Raw genomic sequence first — 26,284 nt, 5'->3', positions numbered from 1 at the left:
CTCCGGGTGCTTCAATAGATCAAAACGGTAATTGGAGATCAGGTGCAACGCGCTTCAGCTGGACGTGGAACACATCCTTGATGCGTTGCAATTCAGCCTCGTCATCGGCCTCGAAACGCAGTACCAGCACCGGTGTGGTGTTGGAGGCGCGAACCAGGCCCCAGCCTTTGGCATAGTCGACTCGCACGCCGTCAATGGTGGTCAGGTCGGCGCCTTCACCCCACTGCGCGTCGTGCAGTGCATCAATGATGCTGAATTTGCTCTCTTCGGTCACATGGATATTGATTTCCGGCGTAGAAATATCGTTCGGGAAGGTCGCGAACAACTCTTCCGCGGTGGATTTTTCCTTGCTGAGGATCTCCAGCAACCGCGCGGCGCTGTAGATACCGTCGTCGAAACCGAACCAGCGCTCCTTGAAGAAGATGTGCCCGCTCATTTCGCCGGCCAACAGGGCGCCGGATTGTTTCATTTTCTTTTTGATCAGCGAGTGACCTGTTTTCCACATCAGCGGACGACCGCCATATTCCTTGATCAGCGGGATCAGGCGGCGGGTGCATTTGACGTCGAAGATGATTTCCGCGTCGGGGTTGCGTGCTACCACATCTTTGGCGAACAGCATCAGCAGGCGGTCCGGGAACACGACGCTGCCGGTGTTGGTGACCACGCCCACGCGGTCGCCATCGCCGTCGAAGGCCAGGCCCAGGTCGGCGTTGGTTTCCTTGACCTTGGCGATCAGGTCTACCAGGTTTTCCAGCTTGCCCGGGTCCGGGTGATGGTTCGGGAAGTTGCCATCGACTTCGCAGAACAGCGGGATGACTTCGCAGTTCAGGGCTTCGATCAGTTGTGGGGCAATCACGCCGGCCGCGCCGTTACCGCAATCGACCACGACTTTCAGGCGGCGGGCGAGTTTGATGTCCTGGACGATTTCGGTGTTGTAGCGGTCGAGGATCTCGACCTTGGTGATGCTGCCCTTGCCGCTGGTCAGGTTGTTGGTCTTGAGGCGGTCGTGCAGGGCCTGGATCTGTTCATTGGCCAAGGTGTCGCCGGCAATGACGATCTTGAAGCCGTTGTAGTTCGACGGGTTGTGGCTGCCGGTGAGCATCACTCCGGATTTGCCGGCCAGTACGTTGGCGGCGTAGTACAGCGCAGGCGTTGGCACCAGGCCGACGTCGCTGATGTGGCAACCGCTGTCGGCCAGGCCCTGAATCAGTTGTTCCACCAGTTCCGGGCCGGACAGGCGACCGTCGCGGCCGACGGACACATTGGGTTCGCCCTGGGCCAGGCTCTGGGAGCCGATGGCGCGACCGAGCCAATAAGCGGTTTCAGCGTTCAAGAATTCCGGGACGGTGCCACGAATGTCGTAGGCGCGGAAGATGCTGTCGGGGAACTTGGGTGCGACTTGGGCTGGGGTGCTCATCTGTAGGAATGCTCCATCTCGAAAGTGGCTGGACCTGCCGGCGAAAAGCTCGTCGGCTGGCTCGAACTGAAGGGTATGACGGCGTTTTCCGCAGAGAGTTCGTGGTGCGAAAAGGCCATGCCACCAATGTCGACGAGTATTGGGTCAACCAATGCCTTGATTTTCAGTGGTAAACCTTCCAGATGACGTCTGTGCGATTTGTGGTGAGGGAGCTTGCTCCCGCTTGAGTGCGCAGCGCTCACAAAGTCGGCGATAGTCGCCAGAATCGTGGGGCCGCTACGCTGCCCAGCGCGAGCAAGCTCGCTCGCCACAGGGGGCACATCAGTGACTGCCGGAATGTCCGAACCCGCCGGTGCCGCGCTGGGTTTCGACGAACTCTTCGACCATTTCGAAGTGCGCTTGAACCACTGGTACCAGAACAAGTTGTGCGAGGCGTTCGCCAACGACCATGTTGAAATCGGTCTGGCCACGGTTCCAGCACGACACCATCAGTGGGCCCTGGTAATCGGAGTCGATCAGGCCGACCAGGTTGCCCAGCACGATGCCGTGCTTATGGCCCAGGCCCGAGCGCGGCAGAATCAAGGCCGCCAGGCCCGGGTCGCCGATATACACCGACAGGCCGGTAGGGATCAGCAGGGTTTCGCCCGGCTTGATGACGGTGTCTTTTTCCAGCATGGCGCGCAGGTCGAGGCCGGCGGAGCCGGGCGTGGCGTACTGCGGCAGCGGAAATTCGGTGCCGATGCGTGGGTCGAGGATCTTGGCTTGCAAAGCGTGCATGTAAATTAAACCTGGTTCAGACGTTCGGCGATAAAAGTGATCAGCTGGCGGGCAATCTTGCCCTTGCTGGTCTGGGCAAAAACAGTGGCGTGCAGCTTCCGGTCGATCACACTGCAGGCGTTTTCTTCGCTGTTGAAGCCAATACTCGGGTTGGCGACGTCGTTGGCGACGATCAGATCGAGGTTCTTGTCTTTCAACTTGCGGGCAGCGTAGTCGAGCAGGTGTTCGGTTTCGGCGGCAAAGCCGACACTGAATGGACGGTCGGGACGGGTGGCGATGGTGGCCAGGATGTCTGGGTTGCGCACCATCTGTAGCAACAAGCCGTCGCCGCTTGTAGGGTCTTTCTTGAGTTTCTGTGGGGCCACGACTTCCGGACGGTAGTCCGCGACCGCTGCCGAGGCGATAAACAAGTCGCAAGGAATCGCGGCTTCACAGGCCGCGAGCATGTCGCGAGCGCTGACCACGTCGATGCGCGTGACGCGATCCGGGGTCGGCAGGTGCACGGGACCGGTGATCAGGGTCACGCGGGCGCCGGCTTCCACCGCGGCTTCGGCCAGGGCAAAGCCCATCTTTCCGGAACTGTGGTTGGTGATGTAGCGCACCGGGTCGATGTTTTCCTGGGTCGGACCAGCGGTGATCAGCACGTGTTTGCCGGTCAGCGCCTGGCGCTGGAAGCAGTCAGCCGCGCATTGGGCGAGGTCGGTGGCTTCGAGCATGCGGCCCATGCCGACGTCGCCGCAGGCCTGGCTGCCGGAAGCCGGGCCGAAGACTTTGAGGTCGCGGCTTTCGAGGGTCTGCAGGTTGGCCTGGGTCGCCGGGTCGCGCCACATGGCCTGATTCATCGCCGGCGCCACGGCGACCACTGCGTCGGTGGCCAGCACCAGCGTGGTCAGCAGGTCGTCGGCAATGCCTTGGGCCAGGCGGGCGATCAGGTCCGCGGTGGCGGGGGCAATCAGCACCAGGTCGGCCCATTTGGCCAGTTCGATGTGGCCCATGGCGGCTTCGGCCGCCGGGTCCAGCAGGTCCAGGTGGACCGGGTGCCCGGACAGGGCCTGCATGGTCAGCGGGGTAATGAATTCGCTGCCGCCACGGGTCATGACCACGCGCACTTCGGCGCCCTGGTCGATCAGGCGGCGAACCAGCTCGGCGCTCTTGTAGGCAGCAATGCCGCCGCCGACGCCCAGAACGATGCGTTTCCGATACAGCCGCTGCATAGGTCTGCCTTTCATTTCGTTGATGACTGCATGGCGATACCCCCTCCCCAGGGGTGAAATCGCCCGCAAAAAAGATGGGCTACGATATCACAGCGACCGCTACGGAACAGCGGCGCCCACTTACATGGAGGTGTTATGAGCATTCGCGATTGGCCAGCGGCGGAGCGACCGCGGGAGAGGTTACTTGAGTTGGGTTCGGGGAGTCTTTCGGACGCCGAGTTGCTAGCGATTTTTTTACGTACCGGTGTATCGGGTAAAAGTGCAGTAGATCTGGCACGACATCTGTTGAATCAGTTTGGCAGCCTGCGGTCACTGCTCGAAGCCGATCAAACTGCGTTCAGCAGGCAATTGGGGCTCGGGCCAGCGAAATTCGCTCAGTTGCAAGCGGCACAGGAAATGGGCAGGCGGCATTTAGCCGAACGTGCACGGCAAAAATCGGCGCTGGAAAATCCGCAGGCGGTTCGTGACTACCTGAAGTCGATGCTGCGCCACGAGCCTCACGAGGTATTCGGGTGTCTGTTTTTGGATTCAAAACATCAAGTGTTGACCTTTGAAGTGCTGTTTCGCGGCTCCATCGACAGTACCAGTGTCTATCCAAGACAAGTGGTTAAACGCGCTTTGGCCCACAACGCCGCAGCGTTGATCCTCTGCCATTTTGTGGCGCGCCACAAAATGAACATTATGTGCCCCGTTCTCTTATGTGCCCGAAGGCGGCGACACCGGCGTAGATCAAGGATTTTTGCCCAGTCGCAGGAGACATAACGGGCGAGCCGCCAAGACGGCGAATCCCCGCCCGATCGGCAGATGGATGGTTGTTGTGAGGCTGGACGTTCAAGCGAAGCGAAAGCAGGTCGTCCAGCCCAGCCGCGGGTTGTGACTACAAGGACGACAGCCAAGCCAGCATTGCGGCATCGTCCTGCCACGCGGGTTTGCGCGAGCGTCCCAGGTTTGCAGCGACGGGCTCGCACAGCTCCAGAGCATCGGTCTTCATGCGGATGGTGATTTCGGCATACCGGTTCGTCGTCTCCAGCCTGACGTGCCCCAGCCAGCCCCGAATGACATTCACCTCGACGCCAGCTTCGAGCAGATGAACCGCGGTGGTATGCCGAAACACATGTGGCGTGACCCGGATCTGCGAAAAGGGCCTGGCCGAGGTCTCCCAGGCCTGCGCAAGGTGGCGGATGCGCTTGTAGATACCGAAGCGGGTCATCGGCGCTCCGCCCGTCCCGACGAACACCGACTCGGCGGGCCCCAAGGAGGCGGCGCGTTCGTCCAACATGGCTTGCAAGGCCTTCGCCGTCTGGCTCCACAAGGGGCAGGTCCGCCACTTCGAGCCTTTGCCCAGCAATCGAACCTGGGCGGGCGACTGCAAATCGAGCTGGCCGACCGTCAACTGGGCCACTTCGGAGACACGCGCCCCCGTGTTGTACAGCAGCATCAAGAGCGCGCGATCGCGTATCGAGAGCCTGTCCTGAGCGGGAATGCTGGCGAACAAGGCTTCGACTTCATCGCGTGCAAGGAACTTCATCTCCGGCAGAGGGCAGCGCTTCATCGGAATGGCCGCGACCTTTGCGCAGGACGGTAGCATCTCGGGGACTGTGCGGCTGATGTACTCGTAGAGCGCGTGCAGCGCCGCCAGGCGCTGGTTGCGCGTGCTGATGGCGTTGCCACGTTCGACCTCCATGTTGCGCAGGAAAGCGAGCACCGCGTGGTAGTCCAGATGTTCCAGCTCCAGTTCGCTTACGCCCCGGTGATGCGCTCCGGCGACGAAGACCAGGAACAGGCGCAGGCTGTCGCGGTAACTGCGGATAGTGCTGGGCTGCAAGCCCTTGTGCCGGGGAAGGTAGTCCAGGATGTAGCCATGGATGACCGATGAAAAACTCTGGAGTTTCATGGCGTCACCTCTTCGGCAAGCAAGGGTGCAAAGGCCTCGAAGCGCTCGTTGGCAGCACTGAGCAGGTCACTGGTGATGGTCAGGTACACGGCCGTGCTGGCTGGGTTGAGGTGCCCGAGGAAGGTCGACAGATGATGCAGGCGATCGGCAGGCGCAATCCCCTGGCGATACCACTTCAGCAGCGTTCGGACTGCAAACGAATGACGCAGTCCGTGGACATGCGGTCCGAAGACACCGGCCGGGACATCCAGGGCCAATTGCGGCAGCAGGTCATCGCGGAACGTATTGCGGATGCTGTTCGTGCTGATGGGGTCTCGTCCATTCCAGGAGAACAGGAAGCAGGCACCCGCGCAGGCATAACCTCGGGCCTCGCGTAGGGCCAAATAGCTGCGCAGCCTGGCGGCCAGCTTGGGGCCGAATGGCACCAGCCTGTCCTTGCCAAACTTGGTGTTTCGGATCTCCAGGACTTCGCGCTCCGGGTCCACGTCGCCCCATTGCAGGCAGGCTACCTCTCCAACCCGGAGACCGAGGCCGGCCAGTAAGGCGAAAATCATCTCGTAGGTGGCGCCCCGCAGCGGCGCGCGCGAGTTGTCCTGCAATGCCTTGGCATGGGCCAGCAGTTGCCGGATGGCCTCGGGCGGGAACAGGAAAGGCAGCCGCCGGGCCGTCTGCGGCTGCGCTTTGGCTTGTACAGGGGACACCGCGAGCAGCTGCTGGCTGACGATCCAGTCGAACAGTCGTCGCACATTGCTCAGCAAGTTGTTGTAGCTGCGTGGGTTGGTGCGATGGCGGGAAATCAAGAAGGCCTGCAGGTATCCAGCATTGATCGCCTCAATGCTGTCGATGCCTTGTTCATCCAGGAACCGGTCGAGCAGACGCAGTTGGCGGTCTTCGTTGGCGAACTTGCATCCCATGGCCCGCTTGGCGCGCAGGTACTGTTCGATGTGAGGCGCGAGGGGGCTGTGAAAGCCATTCCAGTGGGCGGTCATAACACGTCCTCCGCGTTTGCGATGACCAGTTCGCGCAGCTTGTGCAGCGCCACCTTGCCGTAGACCAGTGTGGAGGCCGGGTTGCGGTGGCCGACGTAGTCGCCGATGACCTTGAAGGGAACATCGGCTTCGACGAGATGCTGCACACAGGCGTGGCGCAGGGTGTGTGATCCAGCTCGGGATACCTGGATGCCGGCGGCTCGCAGCCGGATGCCGACCATCGATGAAACCGTGGCGTGCTGCATGGGCGCGTAGGGCGACTTGACCGTGAGAAAGGCTTGGCGATGTACCACGTCGGTGCGTCGAACCTGCAGATACTCAATGACCGCTTCGCCGGCTGTCGCCGAGAGTGGATAGCGGGTCGAGTGCCCACCTTTGCGCATGGGAATACTGACCTGGGCGTGCTTCCAGTCGAAGTCGTCCAGGCAGAGGGCCGCGATCTCCCTAGCACGCAGCCCATAGCTGGCCAGCAGCACCAGAATGGCATAGTCGCGCTTGCCCTGGTCCGAGCGCCGATCGATGCTGGCAAGCAGTCGCTTGACATCCTCCCAGCGAATGGCGCGAGGAATGGAGGCCTGCCTGTAGCTACGCCCGCGCGGCACACTGCGCACGAGATCCGTGACCACGATGCCCTCTCGGTGCAGATAGCGGAGAAAGACGCGCAAGGTCCCTGCGCTGTTGAGCATGCCGGATTTGTGTAGGGTTTTTGCGCGCTCGCTGAGGAAATCGGTGATGCAAGCAGGCGTCAGCCCGGCCAAGGCGATACCGGCTTGCGCTAGGTACGACTCGAATGGACGCAGCGTGTAGATGTAGTTGTGCAGCGTGGTACGGAGCAACCCCTTCTCCTCCAGCAAAAAGGTGAAGAAGTCCGGGACGGAGACGGAAAACGGCATAGCAGGCTTATTGCTCGGTCGCGTGTAGCCGGACAAGGCCACGCACAACATCCGCTCCACGGGAATACGGCTTTGCGCGACAACTGCCGCCATGTCATGAGCGTTCTTGCACCAGCCGCCATGTTCGGCCTTCCATCGTTCGACGAAAGGATCGACATGATCGGGAAGCTCCTGCAACTGCGTAGCGCCTCTTGCGATGGCGAAATCGTTGAAGTGCGCGAGCGCCCGGACATGCTGCCGAACCGTGTCATTGGACGTGTGCCGCTCGTCGAGCGACTGGACGTAACGCTCAATCTGTGGGCCCAGCCACAGGGCCCTGATGCGGTCAATCGCCTTGAACGACCGAAAGTGATGTTCCAACATGACAACCACCTCTCTAGAAAAGCGAAGGAGATGTCATGCTGCGCTTGGCTTGCGGTTATGTGCCTTGATGCTGGGCCGAAATCCTTGATCTACGCCGGTGTGGCTACCTTCGGGCACATAAGAAAACGGGGCACATAACTGCCACAACCATCCGTCGGGTAACTCCAACCCCAGTCAAGCCGACCGAGTGCTGACCAAGCGCCTGCAAGAAGCGCTGGACCTGATCGATGTGCGGGTGCTCGACCATTTCATTGTCGGTGACGGCGAACCGTTGTCCATGGCCGAGTACGGGTGGATGTGAGAGGGGAAGGTGGGCAAATGAGTCCCTGTGGGAGCGAGCCCGCTCCCACAGGTTTTGTGGCGACGCTGATTACTTGAGGTTGACCTTCGAGTAATCCTGGCGACCAAACGGGCTGACCCGATAACCCTCGACGTCTTTGCGCGTCAGGGCGAAGGCCGTCGGGTGGGCCAGTGGCAGCCACAATGCCTGTTGCTGGATCTGCGCCTGGGCCTGTTCGTAGAGCTTGGTGCGTACACCTTGCTCGCCGGTGGTCTTGCCTGCGCTGATCAGCTTGTCCAGATCCTGGTTGCAGTAACGGGCGAAGTTGGTGCCGGCTTTGACCGCCGCGCAGGAAAACTGCGGCGTGAGGAAGTTGTCTGGGTCACCGTTGTCGCCGGCCCAGCCCATGAACAGCAGATCGTGCTCGCCGGCCTTGGCGCGGCGAATCAGTTCGCCCCATTCGATCACGCGGATCTCGGCCTGAATGCCGATTTCCGCCAGGTCGGATTGAAGCAATTGCGCGCCGAGGCTCGGGTTGGGGTTCAGCAGGCTACCGGAAGGGCGAGTCCAGATAGTGGTCTGGAAACCGTTCTTGAGCCCGGCCTTGGTCATCAATGCCCGGGCTTTCTCGACATCATGCGGGTAGCCCGGCAAGTTTTTGGCATAGCTCCAGGTATTGGGCGGGTAGGGCCCGTTGGCAGGCTCGGCGGTGTCTTCGAATACGGCCTTGAGGTAGTTGGCCTTGTCGAACGCCAGGTTGATTGCCTGGCGCACTTCCGGCTTGTCCAGCGGCGGATGCTGGCTGTTGATGCCGACGAATGCGGTCATGAAGGCGTCAGTCTTTTCCACCTTCAGGGTCGGCTCCTGCTTCGCAGCCTGTACGTCCAGCGGTTTCGGCGACAGGGCGATCTGGCACTCGTTGCGACGCAATTTCTGCAAGCGCACGTTGGCGTCCGGGGTGATCGCGAAGATCAACGGGTCCACCGATGGCTTGCCCTGGAAGTAGTCACGGTTGGCCTTATAGCGAATCGAGGCATCTTTCTGGAAACGCGTGAAGATGAACGGGCCGCTGCCGATCGGCTGGCTGTTGAGCTTCTCCGGAGTGCCGGCCTTCATCAGTTGGTCGGCGTACTCGGCCGAATAGATCGAGGCGAAGCCCATGGTCAGGGTCGGCAGGAACGTCGAGTCAGGGTGATCGAGGGTGAAACGGATGGTGAGTGGGTCCAGGGCGTCGATCTTCTTGATCAGTGTCGGTAACTGCATCGACTGAGCGTGCGGGAAGCCGCTCTGGGCGATTTTGTGCCACGGGTTTGCCGGATCGAGCATGCGGTCGAAACTGAATTTCACGTCTTCGGCGGTCAGGTCGCGCGTCGGGCTGAAATACTCGGTGTGGTGAAATTTCACCTGCGGATGCAATTTGAAGACGTAGGTCAGGCCGTCGGGCGTGACGTCCCAGCTGTCCGCGAGGCTGGCGACCACTTTACCGCTGGCGGTGTCGAAGTCCACCAGGCGGTTCATCAGCACGTCGGCCGAGGCGTTGGTGGTGGTCAACGAGTTGTATTGCACCACGTCGAACCCTTCAGGGCTGGCCTCGGTGCAGACGCTCAGGGCGGCGGCATGGGCCAGCGGGCTCAGCAGAAGCGGGGCGAGCAACAGTGGTAGGGCAGCGAGGCGCATGGTCGGATTCCTTTACAGATCGAAGGCCCATCTGCAAGTGCAGTCTGGAAAAGGCTTACCCTAGTGGGCTCTTTTGCAAATGACTATCCCCTTTTTCATTTTCAGGGGAGTATGGGCGATTGTTTTCGGTGAGTGATGGTTGAGAAAAACCCTGAATTGGTCCGTTGGCCGATTCTCTGCGACGAGCGGTCGCTATCGGGCTCAGCCTTTGTCCAAGGCACTCGGCGCCCGAAAAACCGGGTTTTTATCAACTCAATTCACACCGGTTGTTGTTGCTCTCTGGTCTTTCTGGTATAAAGCAGCGCTCTTTTCTAGGGGCCCGGTTCCTTCACTTGTAGGTGTAGCCGGTAAGACCTCTAAAGAAACGCGGCGCCTGGCGCCAAATGACTGAGAGATTAAGCGGCCAACCCATGCCGGGTTGGGCATGTGGTTTTAGAGGGCTGAGGCATGTCGAGAGTATGTCAAGTTACCGGTAAGGGTCCGGTGACTGGGAATAACATTTCCCACGCAAACAACAAAACCCGTCGTCGTTTCCTGCCGAACCTGCAGCATCATCGCTTCTGGGTTGAAGAAGAGAAACGTTTCGTGCGTCTGCGCGTATCTGCCAAAGGCATGCGTATCATCGACAAGCGTGGCATCACTGTCGTGCTGGCCGAAATCCGCAAAGCCGGCAAGATCTAAGGGAGCTAATCATGCGTGAATTGATTCGTTTGATTTCGAGCGCCGGTACTGGTCACTTCTACACTACCGACAAGAACAAGCGCACTACTCCGGACAAAATCGAGATCAAGAAATATGATCCGGTTGTTCGCAAGCACGTGATCTACAAAGAAGGCAAAATCAAGTAATTGATTTTTCCTCCTTACGAAAAAGGCCCGTATCGCGAGATACGGGCCTTTTTTGTTGCCGTTTTGCATCGTCTGTCAGGGCTCCATCGCGGGCAAGCCCAGACAGCACAAACCCTCAAGCCTTCTGTTCAAACACCACATAAATCTTGCGGCACGGCTCCAGCACTTCCCAGGTGCCTTTGAAACCGGCCGGAATCACGAAGCGATCGCCTATGCGCAGGGTCTTGGCGCCGCCGTCGTCATCGCGCAGCACTGAAACCCCCTGAACGATTTCGCAGTACTCGTGTTCGGTGTAGTTCACCCGCCACTGACCGATTTCGCCTTCCCAAACGCCTGCACTCATCTGGCCGCACGGAATGTTGTAGTGGTTGTACACCGCTTGCTCGGGGTCGCCCTTGAGGACTTTCGCCGGGTCTGGCCGATAGCGATCGGGCTGGGTGGTGGCCTGACTGAAATCGACAATATCCTGAATGCTCATGCTGGTATTCCCCCGTGATTACGGCGCGACTGGCTGGAAAATTGAAAGTCTATGTTTATTAAAATGAACATCGCAAGGCCGTTTAACGGCCTTATGTCAAATATATTGAAACTTCACCCGCCGCTGGTTTAGGGTAACGGTTGCCTTGAGCCGAAAAGCAGGCTGGCCGGGCAGAATTCCTGACAGCACCCGCGAAGAGCGCGGGCGCTCGTATTCAATAAGAGGAGGACACTCGTATGACCACCCTGACTCGTGCCGACTGGGAACAACGGGCTCGCGATCTGAAGATCGAAGGCCGCGCCTACATCAATGGCGAATACACCGATGCAGTCTCCGGTGAAACGTTCGAGTGCATCAGCCCGGTTGATGGCCGTCTGCTGGGCAAGATTGCCAGCTGTGACGCCGCCGACGCCCAGCGCGCCGTGGAAAACGCTCGCGCCACGTTCAATTCCGGCGCCTGGTCGCGCCTGGCGCCGACCAAACGCAAAGCCACCATGATTCGTTTTGCCGGCCTGCTGAAACAGCACGCCGAAGAGCTGGCCCTGCTCGAAACCCTGGACATGGGCAAGCCGATCAGCGATTCCCTGTACATCGACGTTCCCGGCGCGGCACAAGCCCTGAGCTGGAGCGGTGAGGCCATCGACAAGCTCTACGACGAAGTCGCCGCCACCCCGCACGATCAGCTGGGGCTGGTGACTCGCGAGCCGGTTGGTGTGGTCGGTGCGATCGTGCCGTGGAACTTCCCGTTGATGATGGCCTGCTGGAAACTCGGCCCGGCGCTGTCCACCGGTAACTCGGTGATTCTCAAACCTTCCGAAAAATCGCCGCTGACGGCTATTCGCATTGCAGCGCTGGCGGTTGAGGCCGGTATCCCGAAAGGTGTGCTGAACGTGCTGCCGGGTTACGGTCACACCGTCGGCAAGGCCTTGGCCCTGCACAATGACGTCGACACCCTGGTGTTCACCGGTTCGACCAAGATCGCCAAGCAACTGCTGATCTACTCCGGCGAATCGAACATGAAGCGCGTCTGGCTCGAAGCCGGTGGCAAGAGCCCGAACATCGTGTTCGCCGATGCGCCAGACCTGCAAGCCGCCGCTGAATCGGCTGCCAGCGCCATTGCCTTCAACCAGGGCGAAGTCTGCACCGCAGGTTCGCGCCTGCTGGTCGAGCGTTCGATCAAAGACAAATTCCTGCCATTGGTGATCGAAGCCCTCAAGGCCTGGAAGCCGGGCAATCCGCTGGATCCGGCGACCAACGTCGGTGCGCTGGTGGATACCCAGCAGATGAACACCGTGCTGTCCTACATCGAATCCGGTCACACCGATGGCGCCAAACTGGTGGCTGGTGGCAAGCGCATTCTTCAGGAAACCGGGGGCACCTACGTTGAGCCGACGATTTTCGACGGTGTCAGCAACGCAATGAAAATTGCCCAGGAAGAGATCTTTGGCCCCGTGTTGTCGGTGATCACCTTCGATACCGCCGAAGAAGCCGTTGCGATTGCCAACGACACCCCTTACGGCCTCGCGGCGGCGGTATGGACCACGGATATCTCGAAGGCTCACCTCACCGCCAAGGCTTTGCGCGCTGGCAGTGTGTGGGTCAACCAGTACGACGGCGGCGACATGACTGCGCCGTTCGGTGGCTTCAAGCAGTCCGGCAACGGTCGCGACAAGTCGCTGCACGCGTTCGACAAGTACACCGAGCTGAAGGCGACCTGGATCAAGTTGTAAGCAAGTGAGGGAGCCCGGTGGTCAATCGGGCTCCTGAACGACATAGATCCCCTGTGGGAGCGGGCTTTTGTGGTGAGGGGGCTTGCCCCCGTCGCCACAAAGGCACGCTCCCACACTGTTTTGTGCTGTACATAAAATATCCACAGGAGCGTGGAACATGCGTTGGGCGACTTATTTCGCCGTCTTGGCGTCTGTCTTGAGTGTCGGCCTGGCCCTGGGCGTCAGCATGCCATTGGTATCGCTTCGTCTGGAGGGTTGGGGTTACGGCTCGTTCGCGATTGGCGTGATGGCGGCGATGCCAGCCATTGGCGTGCTGCTGGGGGCGAAGATCTCTAGCCATCTCGCGGCCCGTCTTGGCACGGCCAATCTGATGCGCCTGTGCCTGTGGGCCGGGGCGGTGTCCATCGGCTTGCTGGCGCTGTGGCCGAGCTACCCGATCTGGCTGGTGCTGCGGTTGATGATCGGGGTGATCCTGACGCTCGTCTTCATCCTTGGCGAAAGCTGGATCAACCAACTGGTGGTCGAGCAATGGCGCGGCCGATTGGTAGCGCTGTATGGCAGCAGTTATGCGCTGAGTCAGCTGGCTGGGCCGTTACTGTTGGGTGCGTTGGGCACCGAGCATGATTACGGTTTTTGGGTTGGCGTCGGTTTGCTGATGACGTCACCGTTCCTGCTGCTGGGCCGTAGCGGAGCGCCCACCAGTGAAGCCTGCAGCGTGACCCTCAACGACTTGCTGAACTTCTGCCGTGGCCTGCCGGCAATTGCCTGGGCGGTGTCGCTGTTTGCCGCGTTCGAAGCGATGATCCTGACCTTGTTACCGGTCTATTGCCTGCGTCAGGGCTTCACCACGGAAATCGCCCTGGCGATGGTCAGTACGGTGGTGGTGGGTGATGCCTTGTTGCAATTGCCGATTGGCGCGCTGGCTGATCGCTTGTCGCGACGTACGTTGTTCACCGGTTGTGCGATGCTTTTGCTGCTGTCGAGCCTGGCGATTCCATTGCTGATTGATACGCTGTTGATCTGGCCGCTGTGGGTGTTGTTTGGCGCCAGTGCCGGTGGTCTGTTCACCTTGTCGCTGATCCTGATCGGTGAGCGTTATCGCGACGATGCGCTGGTGCGGGCCAATGCCCATATCGCACAGCTGTGGGGGATCGGTTGCCTGATCGGGCCGTTGGCGGCCGGTGCCGGGAGCCAGTGGATCAGCGGGCATGCCCTGCCGTTGCTGATGGCGGCGGGTGCGTTGGGGTTGGTGATTCTGGTATCGCGGCAAGGGGCGTTTGGAGTGGTTGCCGAGCCGGCCTGAGCGCTGCACAAAACCTGTGGCGAGGGAGCTTGCTCCCGCTGGGGCGCGCAGCGGCCCTAAATCATGTGCTGTCGCTTACTCAGGTAGAGCGCGGACGCCGATTTGCGACTGCTGCGCAGCCGAGCGGGAGCAAGCTCCCTCGCCACAATTTATCACCAGACTCCTGACTACAGCATCTTCTCCAGGCCGATCGTGCTGCTGAGCCATGAATTGAAATGCCGCCACCAACTCCCCGGTTCCTTGGTCAATGTGTGCTGTTTGCCGTCGTCTTCGGTGACCCAGACTATCTGACCCTTTTCCAGTCGCGCGTGATAGCTGAGGGCCGGCGCCATACCCTCCAGCGCCAGTTCGCGCACACGCCCGGCGAGTTCCGGGCTGTCCACCAGCACCCCGACTTCGGTGTTCCACAACACCGAGCGCGGGTCGAAGTTGAATGAGCCGATGAAGGCTTTTTGTCGGTCGAAGATCATGGCCTTACTGTGCAGGCTGGAGTCGGAGCCATTGTTGGAATTGCTATAAAACAGACGCGATCCGCTGCTGCCGTTGTCTCCGGGCTGGCGGCGTAATTCGAACAGCTGCACGCCATGCTCCAGCAAGGCTTTACGATAAGGCGCATACCCACCGTGCACGGCGGGTACATCGGTGGCTTCCAGTGAGTTGGTCAGCAAACTGACCGAAACCCCCGCATCGGCGCGACCGGTCAGGTACACCAGCCCCGGTTGGCCGGGTACGACGTAGGCGGAGATCATGATCAGCTCTTTGCTGACCCCATTGAGTTCAGGCGCCAACTGGGTGCTCAGCAGCAAGTGCGGTTCAGGTTCTCCGTCGGACAACACCTTGCTCGGTGCGTCCCACAGCGCCTGGTTCCAGGCCCAGATCAGCTCCCGCCGCCAGACGTCCAGGCGCGGGTGAGTGGTGTAGGTCATCAACTGCAGATAAAGCGCGTGGTTCTGTTTGCGCGTTTCTTCCAGAGACTCGGCCAGTCGGGTCCGGGTATTTCTCAAGTCCCTGGCGCTCGGCTTGCTTGAGAGAAACTGTTCGATCGGTTTGCTCAGGGCGCTGTTCCAGTACTGGTCAAAGCTATGTCCCAACTGCTCTGCAACCGGGCCGACGCTGAGCATGTCGATGTCGGTGAAATTCAGTTTGGTCTCGGCATCGAAATACTCGTCCCCCAGGTTGCGCCCGCCAACGATTGCCGCGCTGTTGTCCGCCACCCACAGTTTGTTGTGCATGCGCCGGTGCTGCAGCGATACGTTGAGTAAACGACCCATGGTTCGCGTGACGCCGGTGCTGCGGCCCAGGTGCAGGGGGTTGAACACGCGGATCTGGATCTGCGGATGCGCGGCAAGGGTTGCGATGATCCGGTCCAGGCCATCGCTGGTGGTGTCGTCGAGCAGAATCCGCACCCTTACGCCACGGTCGGCGGCGTTGAGCAGCTCGCTTATCAATATCCGCGTGCTGATGCCGTCATGAACGATGTAGTACTGCAGATCGAGGCTGCTTTGGGCGTGGCGAATCAGCTCGGCACGGGCGGTGAACGCCTCGGTGCTATCGGACAGCAAGCGAAAGCCTGATTGCCCCTGATGGGGAGCGGCCTGGGTCTGGATTGAACGACCGAACGCCGAGTCCACCGCAGGCAGGGCCTGACTCGGTTCGCGAGGGACGTGGAGCGTCGCGCAGCCACCCAGGAGCGAGGTGAGTAACAGCAGAGCAAGCAGGGGCTGTCTGATTCTCACGGGGGAATGTTCCGGTGGCGGCCGTTGTTAGCCTATGGACGCTGGATCCCGCAGAAAGGTCAGTCGGTTTCCGCCAGCAGTTTGATCGCCGCTGCACCGACCTTGCGCACCGCTTCTTCGATCTGCGGTGTGGGCTTGGCGGAGTAGTTCATCCGCAGGCAATTACGGTATTTGCCCGAGGCGGAAAAGATACTGCCGACGGCAATCTGTACGCCCTGGTCATGCAGTGCACGATTGAGTTTCAGGGTATCGAAGCCCTCCGGCAGTTCGACCCACAGCATAAAGCTGCCTTGCGGACGACTGGCGCGGGTGCCGGCCGGGAAATAACGGGTGACCCAATCGATCATCGCGTCGCGATTGCGCTGGTATTGCATACGCATCCGCCGTAAATGCGGTTCGAAGTGGCCAGCCTTGAGAAATTCGGCGATCGCAATCTGTGGTTGCGTCGCGGTGGAGCCGGTGCTGATGTACTTCATGTGCAGCACCCGCTCCAGATAACGGCCCGGCGCGACCCAGCCAATGCGCAGGCCCGGTGCCAGGGTCTTGGAAAAGGAACTGCAGAGCAGGACGCGGCCGTCTTCGTCGAAGGATTTGATCGTACGCGGGCGGGGGTAGGTGTAGGCCAGTTCGCCATACACATCGTCCTCGATAATCGCCACGTCGAAACGCTGTGCGAGGTTCAACAGCGCACGTTTGCGCGACTCCGGCATGATGTAGCCCAGCGGGTTGTTGCAGTTGGGGGTTATCTGTATGGCCTTGATCGGCCATTGCTCCAAGGCCAGTTCCAAAGCATCGAGGCTGATGCCGGTGAGCGGGTCGGTGGGGATTTCCAGCGCTTTCATGCCCAGGCCCTTGAGGGTCTGCATGGCGCCGTGAAAGCTTGGCGAATCCACTGCGACGATGTCACCCGGCCCGCAGATGGCGCGGATGCTGGTCGACAGCGCTTCGTGGCAACCGGTGGTGACCACCAGATCGTTGGCGCTTAACTGGCAACCGGAGTCGAGCATCATGCGGGCTATCTGTTCGCGCAGTTCAAGGGTGCCGCAGATGTTGTCGTAATACAGGCCTCGCATGTCCTGCTGGCGGCTGATTCGTGCCAGGTTGCGCAGTAGCGGTTTCATGGTCGGCGAGGTGATGTCCGGCATGCCGCGGCCTAGCTGCACGACATCCTTGCGCGGCACGGCGCGGATCAATTCCAGCACCTGATCCCATTGCGAAATATCCACCGGGCGTTGGGCGGGGCGGCCAATCACCGGCAGCTCCGGCAGCTCGCGGCTTACCGGTACGAAATAGCCGGATTTGGGTTTGGGCATCGCCAGACCTACGTCTTCCAGCACGCGATAGGCCTGCTGCACCGTGCTCAGGCTGACCCCGTGTTCGACACTCAGCGCCCGCACCGAGGGCAGCCGGTCACCGGGGCGATAGAAGCCTTGTTCGATACGTGTGCCGAGCAATTCGGCGAGGTTGACGTAAAGGGTCATGGTGCAGTCTCGATGTGGGTGATTCGGTTAACCAATACAGATGGGGCAAAAATATGCGATTCAGAGGCCGAAACAGAAAAACTGTATGGAGTTAATACAGCTCTGTTGAATCTGTAATGCTTTTTGCCGTCCGCGCATCATGAAAGCTCTGGCTACCCAAGTAAACAGGAGCGACGAAAATGAACGGCTTGAGCGATGTGCGGCTGACGTTACACAGTCAGGAACTGGCGGCAGGGCAACAGAACGGCGCGCGCGAGGCAGTCACGCGCAACGCACCGTCCTGCCTGGGTCGCTGGGGTCTGTTCTGGCATCGTCTGCACACACGCAAGGCGTTGCTGGAGCTGACGCCGGAGCAACTCAAGGATATCGGGTTGAATCGGGAGCAGGCGCGGGAGGAGGGGCTTAAACCTTTCTGGCGGATCTAGTACTGTTGATCGTTCCCTCGCTCTGCGTGGGAATGCCGCCTCGGACGCTCCGCGTCCGCTGTGACGCAGAGCGTCACTGGATGCATTCCCACGCAGGAGCGAGGGAACGATCATCTTCCTCAAACCAACTCTTTAAGTCGATGCCACAACATCCCCAGGGCCAATAACGGCGAACGCAAATGTTTGCCCCCCGGAAAGGTAATGTGCGGCACCTTGGCAAACAGATCGAACCCGCCGCTGTGCTGGCCGCTGATGGCCTCAGCCAACAACTTGCCTGCCAGGTGCGTGGCGTTTACGCCATGGCCGGAATAGGCCTGGGCGTAATACACATTCGGCTGGTCCTTGAGCCGGCCGATCTGTGGCAGGCGGTTGGCGCCGATGCCGATCATGCCGCCCCATTGATAGTCGATCTTTACCCCGGCCAATTGCGGGAACACCGCCAGCATCTTCGGGCGCATGTACGCGGCGATGTCGTTCGGGTCGCGTCCTGAATAGTGGCAGGCGCCGCCGAACAGCAAGCGTCGGTCCGCCGAGAGTCGGTAATAATCCAGCGCCACCCGTTGATCGCAGACCGCCATGTTCTGCGGCAGCAGCGCGTGAGCCTGTTCTTCACTCAAGGGTTCGGTGGCGATGATGTAACTGCCGGCGGGCAGCACCTTGCCGCCAAGTTGCGGGTTGAGATCGTTGAGGTAGGCGTTGCAGCCCAGCACCAGGGTCTTGGCGCGGACCGAGCCCAGGGCGGTGTGGACCTTGACCTCGGGGCCGTAATCGATGCGGGTCACCGCCGATTGCTCGAACAGCTTGGCGCCCAATTGCCGGGCGGCGGCCGCTTCGCCCAGCGCCAGGTTCAGTGGGTGCAGATGCCCGGAGCCCATGTCGATCAAGCCGCCGACATAGCGCTCGGAGCCCACCACGCTGTGCATTTCGTTGGCTTGCAGCAAACGGGTTTCGTAACGGTAACCGAGGCTGCGCAGCTCGATGGCGTCTTCAGCGAAGCCTTCCAGGTCATGGGCTTTGTTGGCGAGGTCACAGTAACCCCAGGTCAGGTCGCAAGGGATCTGAAAACGCTCGATCCGCTGTCGGACGATTTCCACCGCTTCCAGCCCCATCAGTTTCATCTGACGCACACCGTCTGCACCGATCACGTTGGTGAACTGATCGAGACCATGGCCGACGCCCCGAATCAATTGCCCGCCATTGCGTCCGCTGGCGCCCCAACCGATCTTGTGCGCTTCCAGCAGCACCACGCGCAAGCCTCGTTCGGCCAGTTCGAGCGCCGTGTTCAGCCCGGAGAACCCACCACCCACCACGCACACGTCTGCAACCAGCTCGCCTGTGAGCGCCGGAAGGTCGGGCTGCAGCAAGCTGCTGGCTGCGTAGTAAGAGGCCGCATGCCGGTGATTTGGGGCAGGTTGCTGAACGGGGGCGTTCATGTACGTCATCCTGATTCTTGTGTTTGAAAAAGTTGACGGAGCATAAGCCGCCCCTTCGGATACGGGCAACATTGGTCGGTTGGTGCTGTCTGGGTCGGGGCTTTTGCGTCAGAATCCCCATCTATTTCACATTCGGTCACCGTTTAGATGAGCTGCAACAGTCAGAAAATCCGCACGCTGCGCCAGCAGATTCCCACCTTCGAGTGCGTGCCTGGCTGCCATGACTGCTGTGGGCCGGTCACCACCTCGCCCGAAGAAATGTCCCGCCTGCCGCGCAAGACCCGGGCCGAGCAGGACGCAGCGATGGACGAACTCAATTGCGTCCATCTGGGGCCCAACGGCTGCACGGTGTATGACGAGCGACCATTGATTTGCCGTCTGTTCGGTACCACCAAGACGTTGCCTTGCCCCAATGGGCGGCGGCCGGTGGAGCTGATTCATCCGCGGGTCGAGAAGCAGATTCACGAATACATGGCCAGTACCCGGCAGGTGTTGGTGTAGGGCTCAATCCGGAATCGGCAGACTCAAACTCTCTTTCACTTCTTCCATCACGATATAGCTCTTGGATTCGCGCACATGCGGCAACTTGAGCAGGATGTCGCCCAGCAATTTGCGGTACGAGGCCATTTCGGAAATCCGCGCTTTCACCAGGTAATCGAAGTCCCCTGACACCAAATGGCATTCAAGGACGTGGGGCAGTTTCAGCACCGCACGTCGGAACTCTTCGAAAGTATCGCCGGATTTGTAGTCGAGACTGATCTCGACGAACACCAACAGACTACCCTTCAGGTGCTGCGGATTCAGCCGGGCGTTGTAGCCCATGATGATCCCTTCGCGCTCCAGGCGCCGTACCCGTTCAGTGCAGGGGGTGGTGGAGAGGCCGACCTTTTCCCCCAGTTCGGTGAAGGAAATGCGCCCGTCCGCTTGCAGGATCCGCAGGATGTTGCGGTCGATCTTGTCCAGCTCACGTTTGGTCTGAGTGTTGGTCCGCATAGGGGATGCGCCTCCGTGAAAAGGGTTTTTGCCGAGAATTGTCGCCAAATATAAGCACTTATATAGTGAAAAGCACTGGCTGATCTTTTTTAAACTGCCCACATCTTCGGTCTGCACAATAAACGTCAGCGGTAAGCCGCGATGAGGGATATGAAAATGCGCGTTCTGGTCTTGGGTAGCGGCGTCATCGGTACCGCCAGTGCCTATTATCTGGCACGAGCCGGCTTTGAAGTGACGGTCGTGGACCGTCAGCCAGCGCCGGCCATGGAAACCAGTTTCGCCAACGCCGGGCAGGTTTCGCCGGGTTATGCCTCACCGTGGGCCGCACCGGGCGTGCCGCTCAAAGCCATCAAGTGGCTGTTGCAGCGTCACGCGCCATTGGCGATCAAGGCCACCGCCGACATCGACCAGTACCTGTGGATGGCGCAGATGCTGCGCAACTGCACCGCCAGCCGTTACGCGGTGAACAAGGAGCGCATGGTCCGTCTGTCTGAGTACAGCCGCGACTGCCTCGACGAATTGCGCGCCGAAACCGGCATTGCCTACGAAGGCCGTAGCCTGGGGACTACCCAGCTGTTCCGCACCCAGGCGCAGCTCGATGGCGCTGCCAAAGACATCGCCGTACTGAAAGAGTCCGGTGTGCCGTTCGAGCTGCTCGACCGCGCCGGCATTGCCCGGGTCGAACCGGCCCTGGCCAGCGTCACCGACATCCTCGCCGGTGCCTTGCGCCTGCCGAACGACCAGACAGGCGACTGCCAGATCTTCACCACCCGCCTGGCCGAAATGGCTGTGAAACTGGGTGTGGAATTCCGCTTCGGCCAGGACATCCAGCGCCTCGACTTCGCCGGTGATCGCATCAACGGCGTGTGGATCGACGGCAAGCTGGAAACCGCCGACCGTTACGTGTTGGCGCTCGGCAGCTACTCACCGCAACTGCTCAAGCCGTTGGGCATCAAGGCCCCGGTGTATCCGCTCAAGGGTTACTCGCTGACCGTGCCGATCATCAACCCGGCGATGGCCCCGACGTCGACCATTCTCGACGAGACCTACAAGGTCGCGATCACTCGTTTCGACAACCGCATCCGCGTCGGCGGCATGGCGGAAATCGCCGGTTTTGACCTGTCGTTGAACCCGCGTCGGCGCGAAACCCTGGAGATGATCGTCAACGACCTTTATCCTCAGGGCGGCAATCTGGCCGAGGCGAGTTTCTGGACCGGTCTGCGTCCGACTACCCCGGACGGAACGCCGATTGTCGGTGCCACGCCGTTCAAAAACCTGTTCTTGAACACGGGCCACGGCACGCTCGGCTGGACCATGGCTTGTGGTTCTGGTCGTTTGCTGGCTGACCTGATGGCCAAGAGAACGCCGCAGATCAGCGCCGAAGGCCTCGATATTTCCCGTTATGGCAACAAACTCAAGGAGTCTGCAAAACATGTCAATCCAGCGCCAGCTCACCAATGAGCGCATGAGCCAGATCGTCGTCCATAACGGTACCGTGTATCTGGCAGGGCAGGTCGGCGACGACATGAACGCCGGGATTGAACAGCAGACCCGTGAAGCTCTCGCCAACATCGAGCGTTTGCTGGATCTGGCCGGGACGGACAAGAACCGCCTGCTGTCGGTGACGATTTACCTGAAAGACATCGAAGCGCACTTCGCGGGCATGAATTCGGTGTGGGACCAGTGGCTGCCAAAAGGCGTCGCGCCGGCCCGGGCCACGGTCGAGTCGAAGTTGTGCGAGCCGCAAATCCTGGTCGAGCTGTCGGTCGTTGCCGCGCTGCCATAAACGCTCTGCCAAAAATCAAGTCACAAAGATCCCTCTCCCGGTGCTGTTGGTGGTTCACGCTGTCAGCCAGCGCCGGTTTTTTTCCAATGACCGACTAGAAGTCTGCCGCCATGCGTCCTGCCCGTGCCCTGATCGACCTCCAAGCCCTGCGTCACAACTACCGGATTGCCCGTGAAGTCACGGGTGCCCGTGCCCTCGCGGTGATCAAGGCCGATGCCTATGGCCATGGCGCGGTGCGTTGCGCCCAGGCGCTGGAAGCCGAGGCGGACGGGTTTGCCGTGGCGTGTATCGAGGAAGCCTTGGAGCTGCGTGCCGCCGGTATTCGTGCGCCGGTGTTGTTGCTGGAAGGTTTTTTCGAAGCCGATGAGTTGGCGCTGATCGTCGAGCATGACTTCTGGTGTGTGGTGCATTCGTTGTGGCAACTCGAAGCCATCGAAAAAGCCGCGCTGAGCAAACCGATCACGGTGTGGCTCAAGCTCGACTCCGGCATGCATCGTGTCGGCCTGCATCCAGCGGATTACCAGGCGGCGTATCAGCGGCTGCTGGCCAGCGGCAAAGTGGCGAAAATCGTGCTGATGAGCCACTTCGCCCGCGCCGATGAGCTGCACTGCCAGGCCAGCGTCGATCAGGTCGCGGTGTTCGAGGCGGCGCGTCAGGGTTTGGCGGCCGAAATTAGCCTGCGTAACTCGCCGGCGGTGCTCGGTTGGCCGCAGATTCCGAGCGACTGGGTGCGCCCGGGCATCATGCTCTACGGCGCGACGCCGTTCGAAGAGGCCAATGCCGTGGCGTCCCGACTGCAACCGGTGATGACCCTGGAATCGAAAGTGATTTGCGTGCGTGAACTGCCGGCCGGCGAGCCGATTGGTTACGGCGCGAAATTCGTCACCCCCAAGCCGATGCGTGTGGGTGTGGTGGCGATGGGGTATGCCGACGGTTATCCGCGCCAGGCACCGAGCGGCACGCCGGTGCTGGTGGCCGGGCAGCGTAGTCAATTGCTGGGGCGGGTATCGATGGACATGCTCTGCGTCGACCTGACCGACGTACCGCAAGCCGGCCTCGGTTCGCCCGTCGAGTTGTGGGGCAAAAATATCCTCGCCAGTGACGTCGCGGCGGCGGCCGATACGATTCCTTATCAGATCTTCTGCAACCTGCGTCGGGTACCGCTGCTCTATTCCGGGGCCTGACAAACAGCGCTTCGACCGAAAGTCGCTTCGCCAAGCTGGATTCAGGTGCAAGTGTTGTAAATACTGAACGCTGTCGCCATGATAACGCTCAATATTCCTGCAACCTGAATCCCTGGAGGCGCAAGCATTGGACGTCGGTGAACGACTGCAATCGATCCGTAAGCTCAAAGGTCTTTCCCAGCGTGAGCTCGCCAAACGCGCGGGTGTTACCAACAGCACCATATCGATGATCGAGAAGAACAGCGTCAGCCCCTCGATCAGTTCGCTGAGGAAGGTACTGGGCGGGATTCCCATGTCCATGGTCGAGTTCTTTTCCGAAGAAATCCTGCAGGAAAAGCCGACTCAGATCGTCTACAAAGCTCACGAACTGATCGATATTTCCGATGGCGCAGTGACCATGAAGCTGGTCGGTCGGGCTCACCCGAGCCGGGCTATCGCGTTCCTCAACGAAATCTACCCGCCAGGCGCCGACACCGGTGACGAGATGCTCACCCATGAGGGCGAGGAAACCGGGATTCTGGTGGAAGGTCGGCTGGAGCTGGTGGTCGGGCTCGAAACATTTGTGCTTGAAGCCGGCGACAGCTACTACTTTGAGAGTACCAAGCCGCACCGTTTCCGGAATCCGTTCGATGCCCCGGCGCGACTAATCAGCGCAGCCACTCCAGCGAATTTCTAAGAGACACGGCGTCGTGCCCGGATTGCACAGACGCCCATGCGGTATTTCCGCCCTGGGATAAGACCCCTTCGACTTTGGGGTTGTTTCAGTGTGGCGGGCTTACCGCTATACTTGCGCCCGCCTGCGAACCGTGGCCGCGGGCGTGACTAGCCACCATTGAGGGTGTACGCGTGAACCTAATTATGAAAATGCTGGCCGCACCAGCAACCGTATTGGCCCTTTGGGCAGTCAGCGCACAAGCTGCGACCAACGATGAAATCGCCAAGCGCCTTGAACCAGTTGGCCAAGTCTGTGTTCAGGGCAAAGAGTGCAAGGGGATGGAAGTTGCCGCTTCCGCGGGTGGCGCTGGCGGTGCCAAAGCGCCGAAAGATGTTATTGCAAAACATTGCAATGCTTGCCACGGCACCGGCCTCCTGGGCTCGCCGAAAATCGGTGACAAGGCTGCCTGGAAAGAGCGCGCCGATCACCAGGGCGGCCTCGACGGCATCCTGGCCAAAGCCATTACCGGGATCAACTCGATGCCGCCTAAAGGCACCTGCGCCGATTGCACCGACGACGAGCTCAAGGGTGCAATCAAAGAGATGTCCGGCCTATAACAAGCCTGCATCTTTCGCGAAAAAGCCGCTTACGAGCGGCTTTTTTGTGCCTGCGATTTGCCTGAGGCTATTCTTTGCAGCAAAGACCCGGCAAGCTCGGTCCAACCCCAATTCATGGAGCGGGCGGGAGGATCAGATGGTGCAGTTGTGTTCTATCGAGCAGGCGGTCGATGACGTCCTGGCACGGTTACCGGCGCATATCCACATGGGCCTGCCGCTAGGGCTGGGCAAACCCAACCACTTCGTCAACGCGCTGTATCAACGCATCGCGCAACTGCCCGAGCGGCAGCTGACGGTCTACACCGCCCTGTGCCTTGGACGCCCGCCCTTGGGCGATGGTTTGCAAAAGCGCTTCCTCGAACCCTTCATCGAGCGGGTGTTTGGCGATTACCCGGAACTGGATTTCCTCGCCGACCTGCATCGCGACAGCCTGCCGAGCAACATCCACATTCATCAGTTCTTTATGCAACCGGGCAGCCTGCTGAACAGCGCCTCGGCCCAGCAGGATTACGTCAGCAGCAATTACAGCCACGCCGCGCGAGACATCAATGCCGCCGGTTTGAACCTGGTGGCGCAACTGGTCGCCAGCCACAGCGAACATCCCGATCGCCTGAGCCTGAGCTGCAACCCGGACATCACCCTTGACCTGTTGCCGATGATCGCCAAACGCCGGGCGGCGGGGGAGACGATCCTGATGGTGGGTCAGGTGCACAACGATTTGCCGTACATGCCCGGCGATGCGGAAATCGGCATCGACACCTTCGACCTGCTGATCGACGCGAAGGACAGCACCACGCTGTTCTCCACGCCGAACATGCCTGTGGGTTTCCAGGATCACCTCATCGGGCTGCACGCCAGCACATTGGTGCGCGATGGCGGCACCTTGCAGATCGGCATTGGCGCCATGGGCGATGCCCTGACGGCGGCGTTGCTGGCGCGGCAGGCGGACAACGACGGCTACAAGGCGTTGCTGGCGGACCTTGATCTCAGCCAGTGGGCGCCATTGATTGAGCGCGAAGGCGGCATCGAACCGTTCGCCAAGGGCCTTTACGGTTGCAGCGAAATGTTCGTCAACGGCTTGCTGGTGTTGGCCGACGCCGGGATAGTGCGACGCAGGGTCTACCCGGATGTGTCGACTCAGCAGCAGGCCAACGCCGGCACGTTGAACGAGGCCGCGCAAACCGACGGCATCTCGGTGCATGGCGGGTTTTTTCTCGGCCCGCGCAGTTTCTACGAGCGCTTGCGGGAGTTGCCGCAGAGCAAGCGGCTCGAATTCAACATGACCCGCATCAGCTACATCAACGAGCTCTACGGGCAGGAAGAACTCAAACGCTTGCAGCGCCTTGATGCGCGCTTCATCAACACCGTGTTCACCATGACGTTGCTCGGTGCGGGCGTGGCGGATCAGCTCGAAAGCGGGCGGGTGTTGAGCGGCGTTGGCGGGCAATACAACTTCGTCGCCCAAGGTCATGCGCTGGAAGGCGCGCGTTCGATCCTGCTTCTGCGCAGTTGGCGCGAGTCGGGCGGTGAAGTCAGTTCGAACATCGTCTGGGAATACGGCCACTGCACAATCCCACGGCATCTGCGCGACATCGTCGTCACCGAGTACGGCATCGCCGATCTGCGGGGCAAGACCGACGCGGCGGTGATCGAGGCGTTGCTGAACATCAGCGACTCACGCTTCCAGCCGGGGCTGATCGAGCAGGCGCAAAACGTTGGCAAATTGCCGAAGCATTTCCGCCTCGATCCGCGTTTCGCCGACAACCGCCCACAGCGTTTGCAGGCGATTCAGGCGCGGCATTCGAATCTGTTTCCGGAATATCCGTTGGGCTGCGATTTCACGGCGCAGGAGCGGGATTTATTGCGGGCGCTGAACTGGTTGAAGAGCAAGTTCAAGCTCACGGAGATTCTGGAGTTGGGCAAAGCGGCGCTGGATGCGCCAGAACCTTCGGAATTTCCCGTGCATCTGGAGCGGATGCAGCTGACGAAGCCGGAGGGGTTGAAAGAGGATTTTTTTCAGCGGTTGCTGCTCACTGGCCTCAAAGCCACCGCGCAAACCTGATCGTTCCCACGCTCTGCGTGGGAATGCAGCCGGGACGCTCTGCGTCCCA

23 protein-coding genes and 3 pseudogenes are annotated in these 26,284 nt (G+C 60.4%); 14 read left to right on the top strand and 12 right to left on the bottom strand.

The annotated features are described in order from the left end of the window. Positions 1-19: 19 nt before the first annotated feature. The 3 genes and pseudogenes from AC1RO5_RS05360 to coaBC all read right to left on the bottom strand — a co-directional run. Positions 20-1,396, bottom strand: a pseudogene (locus tag AC1RO5_RS05360) (phosphomannomutase/phosphoglucomutase); the annotation flags it as partial. A 342-nt stretch (positions 1,397-1,738) separates the two neighbouring features. After that, entirely contained in the window at positions 1,739-2,194 is a 456-nt protein-coding gene (gene dut, locus AC1RO5_RS05355; RefSeq protein ID WP_007894692.1) for a dUTP diphosphatase, read from the bottom strand. 5 nt (positions 2,195-2,199) lie between these two features. Beyond that, complete coding sequence (coaBC, locus tag AC1RO5_RS05350; RefSeq protein ID WP_493173838.1) at positions 2,200-3,408, bottom strand: bifunctional phosphopantothenoylcysteine decarboxylase/phosphopantothenate--cysteine ligase CoaBC; 1,209 nt, start codon at positions 3,406-3,408, stop codon at positions 2,200-2,202. Between the two features lie 135 nt (positions 3,409-3,543). Between coaBC and radC the strand changes: the two are divergent. After that, positions 3,544-4,062 (top strand): annotated as a pseudogene (gene radC / locus AC1RO5_RS05345) (RadC family protein); the annotation flags it as partial. 223 nt (positions 4,063-4,285) lie between these two features. On the opposite strand, the gene AC1RO5_RS05340 reads toward radC, so the two are convergent. From AC1RO5_RS05340 to AC1RO5_RS05330, 3 genes are read right to left on the bottom strand one after another with little or no spacing between them, the layout of a single operon-like run. Then, the gene (locus tag AC1RO5_RS05340) at positions 4,286-5,302 is read right to left on the bottom strand and encodes a tyrosine-type recombinase/integrase (protein WP_493173367.1); all 1,017 of its coding nucleotides are present in this window, start codon (positions 5,300-5,302) and stop codon (positions 4,286-4,288) included. Continuing rightward, complete coding sequence (locus AC1RO5_RS05335) at positions 5,299-6,291, bottom strand: tyrosine-type recombinase/integrase (protein ID WP_493173365.1); 993 nt, start codon at positions 6,289-6,291, stop codon at positions 5,299-5,301. Before AC1RO5_RS05335 ends, AC1RO5_RS05340 begins: the two co-directional genes overlap by 4 nt. After that, positions 6,288-7,547, bottom strand: a complete 1,260-nt coding sequence (locus AC1RO5_RS05330) for a tyrosine-type recombinase/integrase (protein ID WP_493173363.1) — start codon at positions 7,545-7,547, stop codon at positions 6,288-6,290. Before AC1RO5_RS05330 ends, AC1RO5_RS05335 begins: the two co-directional genes overlap by 4 nt. Positions 7,548-7,689: 142 nt before the next feature. Between AC1RO5_RS05330 and AC1RO5_RS05325 the strand changes: the two are divergent. Then, positions 7,690-7,848 (top strand): annotated as a pseudogene (locus tag AC1RO5_RS05325) (JAB domain-containing protein); the annotation flags it as partial. Positions 7,849-7,917: 69 nt separating this feature from the next. Here the strand turns inward: AC1RO5_RS05325 and AC1RO5_RS05320 are convergent. Then, the gene (locus AC1RO5_RS05320; protein WP_493173361.1) at positions 7,918-9,504 is read right to left on the bottom strand and encodes an ABC transporter substrate-binding protein; all 1,587 of its coding nucleotides are present in this window, start codon (positions 9,502-9,504) and stop codon (positions 7,918-7,920) included. A 447-nt stretch (positions 9,505-9,951) separates the two neighbouring features. Here AC1RO5_RS05320 and rpmB point away from each other — a divergent pair, with 447 nt between their 5' ends. After that, entirely contained in the window at positions 9,952-10,185 is a 234-nt protein-coding gene (gene rpmB / locus AC1RO5_RS05315; RefSeq protein WP_007894701.1) for a 50S ribosomal protein L28, read from the top strand. Between the two features lie 11 nt (positions 10,186-10,196). Beyond that, on the top strand, positions 10,197-10,352 hold the full coding sequence (rpmG, locus tag AC1RO5_RS05310; protein ID WP_003177274.1) for a 50S ribosomal protein L33: 156 nt from the start codon (positions 10,197-10,199) through the stop codon (positions 10,350-10,352). A 115-nt stretch (positions 10,353-10,467) separates the two neighbouring features. Here rpmG and AC1RO5_RS05305 read toward each other — a convergent pair whose 3' ends face one another. After that, the gene (locus AC1RO5_RS05305; RefSeq protein ID WP_493173359.1) at positions 10,468-10,830 is read right to left on the bottom strand and encodes a cupin domain-containing protein; all 363 of its coding nucleotides are present in this window, start codon (positions 10,828-10,830) and stop codon (positions 10,468-10,470) included. A gap of 236 nt (positions 10,831-11,066) precedes the next feature. Here AC1RO5_RS05305 and AC1RO5_RS05300 point away from each other — a divergent pair, with 236 nt between their 5' ends. Both AC1RO5_RS05300 and AC1RO5_RS05295 read left to right on the top strand, forming a co-directional pair. Further along, entirely contained in the window at positions 11,067-12,560 is a 1,494-nt protein-coding gene (locus AC1RO5_RS05300; RefSeq protein WP_086944351.1) for an aldehyde dehydrogenase, read from the top strand. Positions 12,561-12,717: 157 nt separating this feature from the next. After that, a complete protein-coding gene (locus AC1RO5_RS05295) occupies positions 12,718-13,863 on the top strand; it encodes an MFS transporter (RefSeq protein WP_019650101.1) in 1,146 nt (381 codons plus the stop codon). Between the two features lie 167 nt (positions 13,864-14,030). Here AC1RO5_RS05295 and AC1RO5_RS05290 read toward each other — a convergent pair whose 3' ends face one another. Together AC1RO5_RS05290 and AC1RO5_RS05285 are read right to left on the bottom strand one after the other, a co-directional pair. Beyond that, positions 14,031-15,599 carry a phospholipase D family protein gene (locus AC1RO5_RS05290; RefSeq protein WP_493173356.1) on the bottom strand — a complete coding sequence of 523 codons (1,569 nt, stop codon included), beginning with the start codon at positions 15,597-15,599 and terminating at the stop codon, positions 14,031-14,033. Positions 15,600-15,658: 59 nt separating this feature from the next. Then, positions 15,659-17,080 carry an aminotransferase-like domain-containing protein gene (locus tag AC1RO5_RS05285; protein WP_493173354.1) on the bottom strand — a complete coding sequence of 474 codons (1,422 nt, stop codon included), beginning with the start codon at positions 17,078-17,080 and terminating at the stop codon, positions 15,659-15,661. A 179-nt stretch (positions 17,081-17,259) separates the two neighbouring features. Here AC1RO5_RS05285 and AC1RO5_RS05280 point away from each other — a divergent pair, with 179 nt between their 5' ends. Further along, positions 17,260-17,505, top strand: a complete 246-nt coding sequence (locus tag AC1RO5_RS05280; protein ID WP_493173352.1) for a DUF1127 domain-containing protein — start codon at positions 17,260-17,262, stop codon at positions 17,503-17,505. A 119-nt stretch (positions 17,506-17,624) separates the two neighbouring features. On the opposite strand, the gene AC1RO5_RS05275 is transcribed toward AC1RO5_RS05280, so the two are convergent. Continuing rightward, entirely contained in the window at positions 17,625-18,938 is a 1,314-nt protein-coding gene (locus AC1RO5_RS05275; RefSeq protein WP_493173350.1) for an NAD(P)/FAD-dependent oxidoreductase, read from the bottom strand. 147 nt (positions 18,939-19,085) lie between these two features. On the opposite strand from AC1RO5_RS05275, the gene AC1RO5_RS05270 reads away from it, so the two are divergent. After that, positions 19,086-19,439, top strand: coding sequence for a YkgJ family cysteine cluster protein (locus AC1RO5_RS05270; protein WP_007934627.1), 354 nt, complete (start codon positions 19,086-19,088; stop codon positions 19,437-19,439). Between the two features lie 3 nt (positions 19,440-19,442). On the opposite strand, the gene AC1RO5_RS05265 is transcribed toward AC1RO5_RS05270, so the two are convergent. Further along, positions 19,443-19,931, bottom strand: coding sequence for an Lrp/AsnC ligand binding domain-containing protein (locus AC1RO5_RS05265; RefSeq protein WP_003177284.1), 489 nt, complete (start codon positions 19,929-19,931; stop codon positions 19,443-19,445). Positions 19,932-20,087: 156 nt separating this feature from the next. On the opposite strand from AC1RO5_RS05265, the gene dadA reads away from it, so the two are divergent. From dadA to AC1RO5_RS05235, 6 genes are all read left to right on the top strand, one after another. Beyond that, positions 20,088-21,392 carry a D-amino acid dehydrogenase gene (gene dadA / locus AC1RO5_RS05260; protein WP_493173348.1) on the top strand — a complete coding sequence of 435 codons (1,305 nt, stop codon included), beginning with the start codon at positions 20,088-20,090 and terminating at the stop codon, positions 21,390-21,392. After that, positions 21,364-21,717 carry a RidA family protein gene (locus AC1RO5_RS05255; RefSeq protein WP_493173346.1) on the top strand — a complete coding sequence of 118 codons (354 nt, stop codon included), beginning with the start codon at positions 21,364-21,366 and terminating at the stop codon, positions 21,715-21,717. The genes dadA and AC1RO5_RS05255 overlap by 29 nt, the downstream gene beginning before the upstream one ends. A gap of 110 nt (positions 21,718-21,827) precedes the next feature. Next, complete coding sequence (alr, locus tag AC1RO5_RS05250) at positions 21,828-22,901, top strand: alanine racemase (RefSeq protein ID WP_493173344.1); 1,074 nt, start codon at positions 21,828-21,830, stop codon at positions 22,899-22,901. Positions 22,902-23,028: 127 nt separating this feature from the next. Then, positions 23,029-23,577, top strand: a complete 549-nt coding sequence (locus AC1RO5_RS05245; RefSeq protein ID WP_007894746.1) for a cupin domain-containing protein — start codon at positions 23,029-23,031, stop codon at positions 23,575-23,577. Positions 23,578-23,759: 182 nt separating this feature from the next. Beyond that, positions 23,760-24,173, top strand: coding sequence for a c-type cytochrome (locus AC1RO5_RS05240; protein ID WP_493173833.1), 414 nt, complete (start codon positions 23,760-23,762; stop codon positions 24,171-24,173). A 136-nt stretch (positions 24,174-24,309) separates the two neighbouring features. Next, positions 24,310-26,235: an acetyl-CoA hydrolase/transferase C-terminal domain-containing protein gene (locus AC1RO5_RS05235; protein ID WP_493173342.1), complete on the top strand. Its 1,926-nt coding sequence runs from the start codon at positions 24,310-24,312 to the stop codon at positions 26,233-26,235. Positions 26,236-26,284: the final 49 nt, after the last annotated feature.

The sequence above is a fragment of the Pseudomonas sp. GW822-FHT02G04 genome (genome assembly GCF_058802085.1).
Note: the sequence above shows the minus strand (reverse complement) of the source record. Positions and strands in the feature narration are given on the sequence as shown.

Excerpts from the sequence above, each read along its gene's own strand:
- dut (WP_007894692.1), bottom strand. The coding sequence starts at position 2,194 with ATGCACGCTTTGCAAGCCAAGATCCTCGACCCACGCATCGGCACCGAA.
- coaBC (WP_493173838.1), bottom strand. The coding sequence starts at position 3,408 with ATGCAGCGGCTGTATCGGAAACGCATCGTTCTGGGCGTCGGCGGCGGC.
- AC1RO5_RS05340 (WP_493173367.1), bottom strand. The coding sequence starts at position 5,302 with ATGAAACTCCAGAGTTTTTCATCGGTCATCCATGGCTACATCCTGGAC.
- AC1RO5_RS05335 (WP_493173365.1), bottom strand. The coding sequence starts at position 6,291 with ATGACCGCCCACTGGAATGGCTTTCACAGCCCCCTCGCGCCTCACATC.
- AC1RO5_RS05330 (WP_493173363.1), bottom strand. The coding sequence starts at position 7,547 with ATGTTGGAACATCACTTTCGGTCGTTCAAGGCGATTGACCGCATCAGG.
- AC1RO5_RS05320 (WP_493173361.1), bottom strand. The coding sequence starts at position 9,504 with ATGCGCCTCGCTGCCCTACCACTGTTGCTCGCCCCGCTTCTGCTGAGC.
- rpmB (WP_007894701.1), top strand. The coding sequence starts at position 9,952 with ATGTCGAGAGTATGTCAAGTTACCGGTAAGGGTCCGGTGACTGGGAAT.
- rpmG (WP_003177274.1), top strand. The coding sequence starts at position 10,197 with ATGCGTGAATTGATTCGTTTGATTTCGAGCGCCGGTACTGGTCACTTC.
- AC1RO5_RS05305 (WP_493173359.1), bottom strand. The coding sequence starts at position 10,830 with ATGAGCATTCAGGATATTGTCGATTTCAGTCAGGCCACCACCCAGCCC.
- AC1RO5_RS05300 (WP_086944351.1), top strand. The coding sequence starts at position 11,067 with ATGACCACCCTGACTCGTGCCGACTGGGAACAACGGGCTCGCGATCTG.
- AC1RO5_RS05295 (WP_019650101.1), top strand. The coding sequence starts at position 12,718 with ATGCGTTGGGCGACTTATTTCGCCGTCTTGGCGTCTGTCTTGAGTGTC.
- AC1RO5_RS05285 (WP_493173354.1), bottom strand. The coding sequence starts at position 17,080 with ATGACCCTTTACGTCAACCTCGCCGAATTGCTCGGCACACGTATCGAA.
- AC1RO5_RS05280 (WP_493173352.1), top strand. The coding sequence starts at position 17,260 with ATGAACGGCTTGAGCGATGTGCGGCTGACGTTACACAGTCAGGAACTG.
- AC1RO5_RS05275 (WP_493173350.1), bottom strand. The coding sequence starts at position 18,938 with ATGAACGCCCCCGTTCAGCAACCTGCCCCAAATCACCGGCATGCGGCC.
- AC1RO5_RS05270 (WP_007934627.1), top strand. The coding sequence starts at position 19,086 with ATGAGCTGCAACAGTCAGAAAATCCGCACGCTGCGCCAGCAGATTCCC.
- AC1RO5_RS05265 (WP_003177284.1), bottom strand. The coding sequence starts at position 19,931 with ATGCGGACCAACACTCAGACCAAACGTGAGCTGGACAAGATCGACCGC.
- dadA (WP_493173348.1), top strand. The coding sequence starts at position 20,088 with ATGCGCGTTCTGGTCTTGGGTAGCGGCGTCATCGGTACCGCCAGTGCC.
- AC1RO5_RS05255 (WP_493173346.1), top strand. The coding sequence starts at position 21,364 with ATGTCAATCCAGCGCCAGCTCACCAATGAGCGCATGAGCCAGATCGTC.
- alr (WP_493173344.1), top strand. The coding sequence starts at position 21,828 with ATGCGTCCTGCCCGTGCCCTGATCGACCTCCAAGCCCTGCGTCACAAC.
- AC1RO5_RS05240 (WP_493173833.1), top strand. The coding sequence starts at position 23,760 with ATGAAAATGCTGGCCGCACCAGCAACCGTATTGGCCCTTTGGGCAGTC.
- AC1RO5_RS05235 (WP_493173342.1), top strand. The coding sequence starts at position 24,310 with ATGGTGCAGTTGTGTTCTATCGAGCAGGCGGTCGATGACGTCCTGGCA.